This window comes from Pseudomonas sp. E45-MNA-CIBAN-0222 (assembly GCF_040310405.1).
GTDB classification, from domain to species: Bacteria; Pseudomonadota; Gammaproteobacteria; order Pseudomonadales; family Pseudomonadaceae; genus Stutzerimonas; species Stutzerimonas stutzeri_AC.
The window spans coordinates 270,868-283,988 of record NZ_JBEOPU010000004.1 but is presented as its reverse complement, the minus strand read 5'-3'; the positions used below and the strand labels follow the sequence as shown (position 1 = coordinate 283,988).

Sequence of the window (13,121 nt, the reverse complement as noted above, 5' to 3'; positions counted from 1 at the left end):
GGGCAGGTAACTGCCGCACCCTGTGCGCAGTCGCCCTTTTTCAGCGAGGCATCCTGATGCGCATCACCCTGTTCAGCAGCAAGCCCTACGACCGCGACAGTTTCGAGACCGCCAATCAGGCCCATGGCTTCGAGCTGCACTTTCTCGAAGCCCGCCTCGACCCGGACACCGCCGCGCTGGCTGCCGGGGCCGAGGTGGTCTGTCCGTTCGTCAATGATGTGCTATCGGCGCCGGTGCTGGAGAAGCTCGCCGCAGGCGGCACGCAGCTGATCGCCTTGCGTTCGGCCGGCTACAACCATGTCGATCTGGCGTGCGCGAAGCGCCTCGGCCTGCCGGTGGTACGGGTGCCGGCCTATTCGCCACACGCGGTGGCCGAGCACACCGTGGCGCTGATCCTGGCGCTCAATCGCCGACTGCCGCGCGCCTTCAACCGCACCCGCGAAGGCAATTTCTCGCTACAGGGACTGACCGGCTTTGATCTGGTGGGCAAGCGCGTCGGCGTAGTCGGCAGCGGGCAGATCGGCGCAGTGTTCGCACGGATCATGCTCGGTTTTGGTTGCGAGGTGCAGCTCTATGACCCCTACCCCAACCCGGAGCTGGAGCGCCTCGGCATGCGTTACGTGGCGATCGACGAGCTACTGGCCGGCAGCGATATCGTCAGCCTGCACTGCCCGCTCACCGAAGAGACCCGTCACCTGATCAACCAGCAGAGCCTGGCAACCATGAAACCGCACGCCATGCTGATCAACACCGGCCGCGGCGCGCTGATCGACACGCCGGCGCTGATCGGCGCGCTGAAGAGCGGCCAGCTCGGCTATCTGGGGTTGGATGTCTACGAGGAAGAAGCCGGGCTGTTCTTCGAGGATCACTCCGGCCTGCCGCTGCAGGACGATGTGCTGGCGCGGCTGCTGTCGTTCCCCAACGTGATCGTCACCGCCCACCAGGCCTTCCTCACCGAGGAGGCGCTGGCAGCCATCGCCGGCACCACCCTGGGCAACGTCGCTGCCTGGCAGGCCGGACAGCTCGCCAATCAGGTCAGCGACTAGCGTCGAGCTGGCGCAGGCGCGCTTCCAGCAACGCGGGGAAGCGTTTGAACCAGGTCTGGTTCAGCGGTGAGGGGTGCGGCAGCGGGTGCAGGGTGAAGGTTCGTGCGTGGCCTTGCGCGTCCTGCAGGTCGATATCGAGGCTGGCCGTAAAGCGATCCTCACGCTGCCAGAACGCCTCCAGGCGCTGGCGCGCCTCGCGCGGCTGGTCGATGGCGAACCAGAGAAAGGCCTCGCGACCGAGAGTGACGATATGCCGGCCATGCCAGCTGTCGATCAGCAACTGGCGCATCAGCGGCTGGAAGCGGCGCTTCACCGCCATGGACCAGGCCTTGTTGCCGATGGGCTTGTACGGCACGGTGTTGATCCAGAAGTAATGCGGCCCGAGCGCCCGCCCCGCATCGAAGTCCGGCATCTCCGCTGCGTGCAGATGGCGATAGAGCACGCGGCGGACGATCTGCCCGCCGGAGCCGATGAAGGGCTCGCCATGGCGTATCTCTTCGCGGCCCGGGTCGCGTCCGAAGAAGCAGATAGCCGCATCGGCTTCGCCAAGCCCGATGATCGGCTCCTGTGGATCACGTTCGAATGCCTGGTAGACCGGCAGATCGATGCCATCGGTGTGCGCGGCGAGGTCCCGTAGCGCCTGGCGGAGTTCAGTGGGCAGCGCCATGACCGATGCCTCAGAGGTCGCTTTCGTCGACCAGTTCGACTGCCGCCGCTTCCAGTGCATAGGCGGCATCGGCCAGCTCGTTGCTGACCGGCTCGATCTGCAGGCGACCGTCGACCCACAGCGGGGCGTAGATGTCCTCAAGGGCGATGCCCTTGGGGTAGCGCACCAGCACGATCTGGTTCGGCGGCGGCGGCGGTACGTGGATGCAGGCGCCCGGATAGGGCACCAGGAAGAATTCGGTGCTGCGCCCGCGCGCGTCGCTCTCCAGCGGCACCGGATAGCCGCCCAGACGGATCTCGCGGCCATTCAGTTCGGCGACGGTCTTGGCCGAGTACATCACCGCCGGCAGCCCGGCGTCCTGCTTCAGACCGCCCTGATCGCTGAAGCCGGCATCTTCCGGCGTCGAGTGGTCGATTTCGGGCATTTCCTCCAGCGCCTGGCGGTCCTCGGGCGGCATCAGCTCGAGCCAGTCGAGTTCGGGCGGCGTGGCCTGGGCGTGGGAAACAAGTGCGAGAAAGCAGAGCAGCGAGAGGACGAATGTGCGCATAAGGCAACTACATGAGAGAGAACGGGGCCACTGGGCGCGGCCCCCGGTGGATCAATGTTTGCGGCTGGTGACCATGCCATAGATGACCAGCAGGATGATCGCACCGACCACCGCGCCGATAAAGCCCGCACCTTCGCCCGCCTGGTACAGGCCGAGCGCCTGGCCGCCATAGGTCGCCAGCAGCGAGCCGCCGATACCGAGCAGGATGGTCATGATCCAGCCCATGCTGTCGTCGCCGGGCTTGAGGAAACGCGCGATGAGGCCAACGATGAGGCCGATGATGATGGTGCCGATGATGCCCATGGATAAGCTCCTGAGGTCCGAAAGGTGGGTAACCAATCGGACCCGAGGGCTCTGTCACCGTTCGCCGAAGCCTGACGGCCGGGCGTCAGGAATGCGGGATCAGCGTCTCTACGGCGGTGATCTGCCGGTCGAGGGTGGCGCGATCGGGGCAGCGCAGGGTGGCGTGGCCAACCTTGCGTCCGACCTTGAAGGCCTTGCCGTAGTGATGCAGATGGCAATCCTCGATGGCGATGACCTTTTCCACCGGTGGCACTTCACCAATGAAGTTGAGCATGGCGCTCTCGCCCAGCTTGGCGGTCGAGCCCAGCGGCAGACCGGCGACGGCACGCAGGTGGTTCTCGAACTGGCTGCACTCGGCGCCTTCGATGGTCCAGTGCCCGGAGTTGTGCACGCGCGGGGCGATCTCGTTGGCCTTCAGGCCGCCATCGACCTCAAAGAACTCGAAGGCCAGCACGCCGACATAGTCGAGCTGCTTGAGCACGCGACCGACGTAGTCCTCGGCCAGCGCCTGCAGCGGATGGTTGCTGCTGGCCACCGACAGCCGCAGGATGCCGCTCTCGTGGCTGTTGTGTACCAGCGGATAGAAACAGGTCTCGCCATCACGCCCGCGCACGGCGATCAGCGAGACTTCGCCGGTGAACGGCACGAAGCCCTCGAGGATGCACGGCACGCTGCCCAGCTCGGCGAAGGCATTGCTCACATCCGCCGGCTTGCGCAACAGCTTCTGACCTTTGCCGTCGTAACCCAGGGTGCGGGTCTTGAGTACCGCCGGCAGGCCGATGCTGGCCACCGCGGCGTCGAGATCGGCCTGGGACTGGATGTCGGCGAAGTCCGGGGTGGGAATGCCGAGGTCCTTGAACATGGATTTTTCGAACCAGCGATCTCGGGCGATGCGCAGCGATTCGGCACTCGGGTAGACCGGCACGAACTGCGAGAGGAAGGCCACCGTCTCGGCCGGCACGCTCTCGAACTCGAAGGTCACCAGATCCACCTCGTCGGCCAGCCGGCGCAGGTGGTCCTTGTCGTCGTAGTCGGCGCGGATGTGCTCGCCGAGGGCCTGGGCGCAGGCGTCCGGCGCCGGGTCGAGGAAGGCGAAGCTCATGCCCAGCGGAGTGCCCGCCAGGGCCAGCATGCGGCCCAGCTGGCCGCCACCGATCACACCAATTTTCATATCAACGGCCCTTCAGTAGGCGGCAGATCGAGCGCGCGCGTCGCGCGGCGCAGGAAAGCAAGTTTATACCGGCCAGCGGGCGTCGCCGCGCCGGCAGGCTCGGCTCAGACGCGTGGGTCCGGGCTGTCCAGAACGGTCTGGGTCTGCTCGTCGCGGAATTTCTTCAGTGCCTGGTGATACTCGGGAAACTCGTGACCGAGGATGCTCGCCGACAGCAGCGCGGCGTTGATCGCGCCGGCCTTGCCGATGGCCAGGGTGGCGACCGGCACGCCCGCCGGCATCTGCACGATGGACAGCAGCGAATCGACGCCGGAGAGCATCGAGGATTGCACCGGCACGCCGAGCACCGGCAGGTGCGTCTTGGCGGCGCACATGCCCGGCAGATGGGCGGCACCGCCAGCGCCGGCGATGATCACGCGCAACCCGCGGGCTTCGGCCTGTTCGGCGTACTGGAAGAGCAGGTCCGGGGTGCGATGGGCGGACACCACCGTCACTTCATGGGGGATGCCCAGCTTTTCCAGCATGTCGGCGGTGTGGCTCAGGGTGGACCAGTCGGACTTGGAGCCCATGATCACGCCTACCAGTGCGCTCATCGTCGTGCCTCTCATTGGGCGCCCGCGGGCGCGTCAAGAACAACAAACCACGCAAAAGAGCGTGGCCTGGACATTCGCGGACCGACCTTGGCCGCCCGCGCGAAAGCCGCGCAGTATAGCGCAAGGCGTGACCAGCCAGTACCCCGCACGACCAGCGCTACTGCAGCGCAGCAGGCGCCAGGCGGGGCAACTCGATCCAGAAACGGCTGCCGACGCCAGGTTCGCTGTGCAGTCCCAGCTGGCCGTTCATCAGGCGGGCGAACTCCAGGCACAGCGACAGCCCTATGCCGGTGCCCTGGATCATGCTGTTCTCGCGCCCGAGCCGCTGGAAGGGTTCGAACACCTGCGCCTGCTGCGCGGGCTCGATGCCCAATCCCGTATCCTCGACCAACAGCCGCACATGCCCCGGGCTGGTTTCGGTACGTAAGCTGATGTGGCCATCGGGAACGTTGTACTTCATCGCGTTGGACAGCAGGTTGAGCAGCACCTGGCGCAACCGACGCGGCTCGGCAAGCACCTGCAGTGGCTCATCCGGCAACTGCAATTGCAGATGCAGGCCGCGTTGCTGAACCTCGAGCGAGACCAGTTCGGCGCACTCGCGCATCAGTTTGCAGACGTCCACCGCCTGCAGTTCGAGCTGCGCCGGTTCGTTCTGCAGGCTGGACCACTCGAGAATCTCGCCCAGCAGCTGGTTGAGATGGCGACTGGCAAGCAGGATCTCGTCGAGGTATTCCGCCGCCTCGGATTGGCTCTCGTCGTCGCAGTCCATGCGCATCAGCTGGGCGAAACCGAGAATCGCATTGAGCGGCGTGCGCAGTTCATGGCTGATACCCGAGAGCAGCCGACCCTTCGCTTCGCTGGCAGCCTGGGCCTGCAGGGTCGCCGCGCGTAGTTCTTCCTCGACCCGCTTCAGCGCGTCGATATCCACATGAGTACCGGCGAGTATCTTCGCCACGCCAGTATCCGGATCATGTTCAAGCACACGCCCGCGGCTGAGCAGCCAGTGGTAGTGGCCCTGGGTATCGGCGAAGCGGTATTCGGCCTCGTAGCGCTGCTGCAGCCCGCGGCTGACGCGTTCGATCTGCGCCAGCGCCTGCGGCAAGTCGTCGGGGTGGATACGGCGACGGAACTCGCTATCGCTGAGCTGCCCCGACGGCAGGCCGAAGCGCGTCCCCATACCGCCGCGTATACGCAGCCGGTGGTTGGGCATGTCATATTCCCAGAGGCTCTCGGTTGCGCTTTCCAGCACCAGTTCCAGTCGTCGTTGCGCCTCCCAGCGCTCGGACTCGCTATAGGCCAGGCGGCTACCGATGTCCTGGGTGTGACGGCACATTTCGTCCAGCTCGCGGATCTGCGACTCGGCCGGCTGCGGCTGCCAGCGGCCGACGCCAATCTCGCCGAGCATCCGCGAGATGCCGGCGATGGGCGTCAGCAGCGCGCCGCTGAGCTGGCGTGCGCGCAGCCACATGAGGGCGAAGAAACCGATATAGAACAGCACCAACCCGGCGATCAGCAGATAGCCGATCTGCTGATAACGGCTCGCCAGGGCATTGGTTTGGCGAAATATCGCGGCCTCATCGACCACCGCCAGCAGGTGCCAGCCGGTCTGCGCCACAGTGGTCCAGGCCACCAGCTGCGGCCGGCCGCCAAGCATCACCTGCTGTACGCCGCTGCTGGCCCCGGAGATCGCCGCGGCGAGCTCAGCGGTTTCCGGGCGGCGATCGAGCTGGAAATCCTCCGGCTTGAACACCTCGCGGCGGATGGCATCAAGATAGGAATGCTCGGTCAGCTCGGCCAGGCCGAAATCCGCTTCGCCAGGTTCGGGCAGCGCCATGATCGACAGATCATCGCTGACCAGCATGGCGTAGCCACCCCAGGGCACCTGCACCTGGCCGATCTGCTCGAGGATGCCGCTGACGGTGATGTCGATGCCGACCACGCCTTCTAGAAAATCGCCGCGGTACACCGGCGCGGTCGCCGACATCATCCAGCCGTGCCCGGCCGGGTCGAGGTAGACATCGGTCCACACTACGCCGCGCGACGGGTTGTGCTTTGCGTCTGCCAGGTAATAGAAGTTGTACTTGGGGATATCCATGTCCGCCGGGTACTGATCGAGCGTGAAGAACCACGGATAGATATGGTTGAAGCTATCCCAGCTGTTGAAATAGAGGCTGGCGACCAGCGGGTTGCGCGCCTCGATCTCCTTCATCAGCGGCTCCAGCTGCCGCAGCCTGGCGATCTTCTGCAGATCATGCCGCTCGGGGGCAGTGGCGTTGGAATAGAACACGGCGGCGCCGCCGTCGTCGCTTGGGCTGTAGCGCACCCCGTCGTCGCTCAGGGCCAGATTGGGCGTCTGCTGCGGCGCTTCGCTCTGCAGCGCCTGCGCGGTGAGATTGCGATACAACTGGGTCAGGGAGCTGACCTGGCTGAGCTGCTCGCTGATCAGACGCGACTCGAGACTTACCGCCGCCTGCAGGTCGTTGAGCGCGGTTTCGCGCAGATGCTCGACCTGAGCGTCGCGAATGGCGTTGTTGGTCAGCAGATAGATCGCGATCAGCGCAGTCTCCACCAGCACCAGTGGGATGAGCGCGCTGCGCACGAAGGCCCGCCAGATCCATTGACGCAGGCCGATTGGCTTTGAGGTGGGCACGATGGGCTCCAGCGGCCGCGCAAGGCGAATAATCAGCAGTAGGCGCGGCGAGGCCGTGATCATACCATCGCGCTCGCGGCGTCGAGCTAGTGGCCTGCGCGGTGAGTTGGTTGAGGCAAGTTCGGATGAACATGGGTCCGAGACAAGGCGCTGCGACGAGTCATAGCTGGGCTATGGCAAGGAGCAGCAATGCAGTATCGGGGGCCATGGGCACCGAAATTGACCAACTGAACTTACCAAACAGGCCACTGGAGCCTGGCGGTCGAGTTCGCCGTCGTTTCAGCAGGCGCTGGCGACGCTGGTGGCGCTGGGAGCCGAGCGGCGGCATTGCTTGGCCATCGCCGCCAGGCGCACCGCGACATTGGCGGTGCCGTAGCCGGTGTAGCCATTGCAGCGCTGCAGGATCTCGAAGAAGAAGCGACCTTCGAACGGTTCGGTGTAGACGTGGAACAGCTCGCCACCCTCGGCATCGCGGTCGTAGAGCACGTTGTAGCGCGCCAGCTCAGCGAGCAGCGCGTCGTCGAAATCGAACCGCGCCGCCAGATCGTCGTAGTAGTTGCGCGGGATTTCCAGCAACGGCACCCCGGCCGCCTGCGCCCGGGCGACCTCGGCGAAGATGTCGTCGCAGGCGAACGCCACGTGGTGCACCCCGGCGCCACGATAACTGGACAGCGCCTGGGCGATCACGGTGTCGCGATCCTGCGAGGTGTTCAGCGGCAGCCGGACACGACCGCAGGGGCTACGCATGGCGCGGCACTTCATCAGCCCATAGGGATCGGGCAGCAGCAGCTCGTTGTCGGCCTCGAAATCGAACAGGCTGCGATAGAACAGCACCCAGCTGGCCAGGCTTTCGGCCGGCAGCGCGGTAGCCATGTGATCGATACGCTGCAAGCCCGCATCTTTCGGGCCGACCGCATGCAGGCGAAAGTCGATGTCGTAGTTGCTCTGCCCTGGCGCGCCGGACTCGAGCAGATAGATCAGGCTGCCGTCCGGCGCGCGCACGGCCGGAATCTGCCGCTCGTTCGGCCCGATCAGGCCGCGATAGGGCTGCCCGCCAAAGGCACAGGCACGAGCCAGCGCAGGGCTCTCTTCGTCGATCTTCAGTGCCATGGCGCACACCGACGGTCCATGCGCCTCGAAATAGTTATGGGCAAACGAATAGGGCTCGGCGTTGAGCACGATATTGATCTCACCCTGGCGAAACAGCTGCACATCCTTCGACCGATGCTGCCCGACATGAGCAAAGCCAAGACGCTGCAGCCAGCTACCCAGACGCACGGCATGCGGCTCGTCCACCGCGAACTCGAGGAAATCAATGCCTTGGTAGCGTGGTGCCGGAGGTGGTGAGAACAGCGTCTGCACCAGCGGAGATTTGACCGAGGCACTCAGACGTTGCCCGGTCTTTTCTTCCAGATGCCTAAGCGCACGCAAACCATCTGCGGCGATCCCGCGCGGCGGCGCAGCACGGAAGCCATCATTGAACACTTCCAGCGACAGCGGGCCGCTGTAGCCGGCCTGCAGCACCGGTGCGAGAAAACTCGCCAGGTCGAATCCGCCCTGACCAGGGAAGCAGCGGAAATGCCGGCTCCATTCCAGCACGTCCATGGCCAGCAACGGCGCGTCGGCAAGCTGCACGAAGAAGATCCGCTCGCCCGGGATATCGATGATGCCGCTCGGGTCGTCGCCCAGCGCCAGCGTATGAAAACTGTCGAGAATCACCCCGAGCGCGGGATGATCGACCTGCTGCACCAAGGACCAGACCTGCCGCCAAGTCTTCACGTGGCGGCCCCAGGCCAGCGCCTCGTAACCCACGCGCAGCCCGCGTGCGCCGGCGCGCTCGGCGATCTGGCCGAGGTCACCCACCAGCGTCTCGTTGTCGCCCAGCGCATCGGCCTGGACGTTGCTGCAGAGCAGCATCAGGTCGACACCCAGCTCGTGCATCAGGTCGAACTTGCGCTCGGCGCGATCGAGATTGCGCTGCACCCGCGCACGCGGGCAGCCCTCGAAATCGCGGAACGGCTGGAACAGCGTGACGGCAATGCCCAGGTCCTCGCACAGGCGGCGGATGTCCTGCGGGCTGCCGGAGTGATAGAGCAGGTCGTTCTCGAACAGCTCGACGCCATCGAATCCAGCCGCCGCGGCGGCCTCCAGCTTCTCCGGCAGGGTGCCGCTCAGCGACACGGTGGCGATCGAACGTTTCATGCGGTTACTCCTGTTACCGGGTGACTCGGGATGCTGCGCGGCAGCACGGGGATCGACGCGGGCATGATCAGGGCACCAGGCCATCGCGCTCGCCCGGCTCGGTCAGCGGCAACATCAAGCCGCTCTGACCAGGCATTGCCGCAGCCGAATCCTCCAGCAGCGCGCGCAGCGGCGTAGCGATGGAGGCGGTGTAGTCCTTGACGCAACGGTGATGGCCGCCGAGCACGTCGTAGCTTTCGAAGCTCGCGCCCATGTTCCGCCAGGCCCGGCTGGTGTAATCAGCGGAGAAGTACACCACCGGCGCATCGATACGCTGCGGCAGGTAGCGAGCCATCACCAGCGAGTACTGCAGGAAGCGCACACGCACCTCGCGATCACGCGCCGTGGGCGGCGGCGGCACGTCGCTGGCCAATCGCTGCTGAACCATGCGCGCACTGCGATGAGTGAGTTTCCACGCCAGGTTGGCGAGGCGCTTGGGATAGGGCCATTTGCTGGTTTCACCGAAGCGACTCAGCGCTTCGTAAGCACGGGCGAGGTAGCTATCCGGCAACACGCAGTCGAGGGTGCGCAGAATGGCCCGCGACCAGGGCCGAACATTGGCGGTGGGCGGATCGATCAGCGCGACAATTTCCACGCTGTGCCCGGATTCGATGAGCAGGCGAGCCGCTTCGAAGGCGACCAGCGCGCCGTTGCAGTAGCCGCCAATGCGATATGGCCCTTTGGGCTGACGCTCGAGAATCAACGGCAGGCGCTCGCGGGCCATCTGCTGCACCGATGCAGGAATCGCCTCGTCGCCCATGCCGTGCGGTGCGATGGCGGTCAGCGGCTGTTGTGGGCCGAGCAGCCTGGCCAGGCGGCGGATGTAGTAACCGCCATGAGCGAAATCGCCGTGGAACCAGAACAGCGCCGTACGCCCTGGCTGCGCGTTGAAATCGATGACCGGTATGACGTGGTTGGCGAGATTTTCCAGGCGTTCGGCCAGCTCACGTGCGGTCTCGGCCTCCACCAGTACCGACTCGGGAATCACCCGGCCGAGCATCTGCTCTAGTTCGGTCAGCATCTCGGTGGCCAGCAGCGAATCGCCGCCGCAATCGAGAAAGTTGTCCTGCGGGCCTACCGCTTCGGTTTTCAGCAGGCGGCGCCAGAGTGCAAGTACTTCCTGCTCAAGCGGCGAGGCAGCCTCACTGGCGCCAGCCTGCCGGGCTCGCTCGCTGCGCTGCTCGACATACGCATCCGCCAGGTGATGCCGCAGCACCTTGCCCGTCAGCCCGCGCGGCAAGGCGTCGATGACCTGTACGCGGCGCGGCACCTTGAAATACACCAGCTCACCGCGCAAGAAGTTCTGCAGTTCGTTGGGCGAGACGCTCATCTGCGGATGCAGCACAACCGCCGCGGCTACGTCCTGCCCGAGGCGCGGATGCGGCACGGCGAATGCGGCGGCGTCCGCCACCGCCGGATGGCGCAGCAAAGCGGCGTCGACTTCCGGCAGGCTGACCTTTTCGCCACCGCGGTTGATGACTTCGCGCAGGCGTCCGTGCAGGTAGAGAAAGCCGCCCTCGTCAAGACTGCCGATGTCGCCGGTGTGGAACCAGCCGTCACGCAGCACATCATTCAGCGCGGGATCGCCGAGATAACCGGGCATGACCGTTGCGCCGCGCACACGGATTTCGCCACGCTGGCCGGTCGGCACCGGCAGGCCTTCCTCATCGACGATGCTCAGCGTTTCCGGCCACGGCCGGCCTACGCTGCCGCTCTTGCGCTCAGCAGGGGTATTGACGGCGATCTGCGCTGCTTCGCTGGAACCGTAATGCTCCAGCAGCGGGAAGCCCATGGTCTGCTCGAAGGCATCGATGATGTCCTGCCCCAACGGCGCGCCGCCAGAAGAGGCAAAGCGCGGTCGGTGCGCACCGAGACCTTCGGGATGGGTGGTGGCGGCCTCGAGAATCGCGCGGTGCAGCGCCGGGCCGGCCGAATACCAGGTCGGGCGCAGGGCTTCGAACCACTCGTGCAGGTCCACCACCGCCGGACTGAGCGGAAAAGCGACGATGCCGCCGGTGAGCAGCGGCGTGAGGATGGTGACCTTCAGCCCGTGGGAGTAATAAGGCGCCGACACGCACAGGCAGCGGTCGCCGGCATCCAGGCCGAACCAGCGCTGCCATTTGCGCGCAGCGGTCAGCATGTTGCGATGAGTGAAGGGAATCAGCTTGGGCAGTGCGGTGGTGCCGGAGCTGCGCAGAATGAATGCCGGAGCGTCAGGCAGCGGCAGCTCGTCGGCGGCCGGTTGCGCGGCGACTGGCATGTCGAGCAACAGCGCCGGCGTGCCATCTTCGGCCGCTTCGGCGCTGATTAGAGTCAGTCCATGGCGCTCGGCGGCCGCCCGGCCATGCTGATCGACATCGCTGCCGATCAGGAGGGCGTCGAGCGGCAGCTGCTGAAGAAACTGATCAAGCTCAGCCGGGCCAAGACGTGGATCGAGCGGCACGGCAACTGCGGAACAAGCGATGGCGATGATCGCCACTGCAGCCTGCGGGGCTTCAGGCAGCAATACGCCGATCCGCGCATCACGGCCAAAGCCGGCCTGACGCAACTGGCGACGGGTCTGTTCGATCATCTGCTGCAGGCCGCGATAGTCCAGCGGCGCGAAGCGAGTCGAAAGCACCGCCGGTTGAGCGGGCGCGCCACGTGCAATGCGCGTCAGCGTGGCATACAGAGTGATGGGCTCGATGCTGATGGTCGCCGAGTCGGGCACAGCAAAGGCCGAGCCCACAGGGGGCACGGCGGAGTCGGAGTCTTGGGTCACGGCTGTCTGTCCTTGGCTAAAGTCCGGCCTGGCCATGGCACGGATTGCTCAGCTAAGACAGTGCCGCCGCTAAAAGTTGCCCGGAGCGACGCAACAAAATGTGTGCAGATAGCCGCTTGATGCGCTCAATTGGATGCTCAGGCGCTTTAGATCACCGCCTCACCCTTCTGTCGTTACCCATCGGTCATGCGGCTCTCCAGCCGCCGCCAGAGCAGGCGCACCGCCCCCTTGCGCATCAGCGAACAGCGATACAGGCGGATTTCCAGCGGCACTCTCCATTGCTCGCTGCCGCAGATGGCCAACTCCCCGCGCTGCAGCTCCGGCTCGACGCTCAACCGCGGCACCCAGGCGATGCCGAGCCCCTGCAGGGCCATGCTCTTAAGGCTGTCGGCCATGGCCGTCTCGTAGACGGTGGTCGAGCGCAGCGCGCGCTGGCGCAGCAGCAGGTTCACCGAGCGGCCGAGGAAAGCACCGGCGCTGTAGGCCAGCAGCGGCACGGTCTGGCCGCTATCGACGTCGTACAGCGGCACGCCGTCAACGCCCGCCGCGCAGACCGGGAGCATTTCGGTGCGCCCCAGGTGCAGCGAGGGGAACAGCTCCGGGTCGAGCTGCAGCGCGGCATCCGGGTCGTAGTAGGCGAGGATCAGGTCGCAACCGCCCTCGCGCAGCACATGCACGGCTTCGCCGACGTTGGTGGCGATCAGTCGGGTGGCGATGTTCAACCCGTCGTGGCGCAGGCCGGCGATCCACGCCGGGAAGAAGCCCAGCGCCAGCGAGTGCGCCGCAGAAATCTGCAGCACCTCGCCCTGCTGGCCTTCGACGTGATGCAGATGGCGCACCACTTCGCCGAGCTGCTCGACCATGTTGCGCGCACTTACGAGGAACAGCTGGCCGGCTTCGGTCAGCTCGATCGGCGTGCGCGAACGGTTGATCAGCTGCAGGCCGAGCGCCTCTTCCAAAGAGCGTATCCGACGACTGAAGGCCGGCTGCGTGACGAAACGGCGTTGTGCCGCCTGGGAAAAGCTGCGGGTCGCTGCCAGAGCGATGAAATCCTCCAGCCACTTGGTTTCCAGATTCATCTAAAGATCCCCTCGATACGATGGCGGCGGGCGAGAAGTCACACCAACATTATGCCGTTCCGG

Annotated in this window: 10 protein-coding genes; 1 reads left to right on the top strand and 9 read right to left on the bottom strand. The window is 65.6% G+C overall.

The genetic code is table 11. From position 1 onward, the window contains the following. Positions 1–56 precede the first annotated feature (56 nt). Positions 57–1,046, top strand: a complete 990-nt coding sequence (locus tag AAEZ08_RS08440; RefSeq protein ID WP_500124084.1) for a 2-hydroxyacid dehydrogenase — start codon at positions 57–59, stop codon at positions 1,044–1,046. Here AAEZ08_RS08440 and AAEZ08_RS08435 read toward each other — a convergent pair. The 9 genes from AAEZ08_RS08435 to AAEZ08_RS08395 form a co-directional block, all read right to left on the bottom strand. Beyond that, positions 1,036–1,713, bottom strand: a complete 678-nt coding sequence (locus AAEZ08_RS08435) for a uracil-DNA glycosylase family protein (protein ID WP_500124083.1) — start codon at positions 1,711–1,713, stop codon at positions 1,036–1,038. The two genes, AAEZ08_RS08440 and AAEZ08_RS08435, sit on opposite strands and share 11 nt — an antisense overlap. 10 nt (positions 1,714–1,723) lie before the next feature. Further along, complete coding sequence (locus AAEZ08_RS08430; RefSeq protein WP_278398992.1) at positions 1,724–2,260, bottom strand: DUF3299 domain-containing protein; 537 nt, start codon at positions 2,258–2,260, stop codon at positions 1,724–1,726. A gap of 51 nt (positions 2,261–2,311) precedes the next feature. Continuing rightward, positions 2,312–2,563 (bottom strand): GlsB/YeaQ/YmgE family stress response membrane protein, encoded by a 252-nt coding sequence (locus AAEZ08_RS08425; protein WP_003297756.1) that lies wholly within the window; start codon positions 2,561–2,563, stop codon positions 2,312–2,314. An 85-nt stretch (positions 2,564–2,648) separates the two neighbouring features. Then, positions 2,649–3,734, bottom strand: a complete 1,086-nt coding sequence (locus tag AAEZ08_RS08420; protein WP_023445445.1) for a 5-(carboxyamino)imidazole ribonucleotide synthase — start codon at positions 3,732–3,734, stop codon at positions 2,649–2,651. A 104-nt stretch (positions 3,735–3,838) separates the two neighbouring features. Beyond that, complete coding sequence (gene purE, locus AAEZ08_RS08415; protein WP_014822018.1) at positions 3,839–4,327, bottom strand: 5-(carboxyamino)imidazole ribonucleotide mutase; 489 nt, start codon at positions 4,325–4,327, stop codon at positions 3,839–3,841. Positions 4,328–4,484: 157 nt separating this feature from the next. Beyond that, on the bottom strand, positions 4,485–6,977 hold the full coding sequence (locus AAEZ08_RS08410; RefSeq protein WP_500124082.1) for a sensor histidine kinase: 2,493 nt from the start codon (positions 6,975–6,977) through the stop codon (positions 4,485–4,487). 279 nt (positions 6,978–7,256) lie between these two features. Continuing rightward, positions 7,257–9,179: a bifunctional sugar phosphate isomerase/epimerase/4-hydroxyphenylpyruvate dioxygenase family protein gene (locus AAEZ08_RS08405; RefSeq protein ID WP_500124081.1), complete on the bottom strand. Its 1,923-nt coding sequence runs from the start codon at positions 9,177–9,179 to the stop codon at positions 7,257–7,259. Positions 9,180–9,246: 67 nt separating this feature from the next. After that, a complete protein-coding gene (locus tag AAEZ08_RS08400) occupies positions 9,247–12,015 on the bottom strand; it encodes an AMP-binding protein (protein WP_500124080.1) in 2,769 nt (922 codons plus the stop codon). Between the two features lie 137 nt (positions 12,016–12,152). Further along, positions 12,153–13,058, bottom strand: a complete 906-nt coding sequence (locus tag AAEZ08_RS08395) for a LysR substrate-binding domain-containing protein (RefSeq protein ID WP_003284038.1) — start codon at positions 13,056–13,058, stop codon at positions 12,153–12,155. Positions 13,059–13,121: the final 63 nt, after the last annotated feature.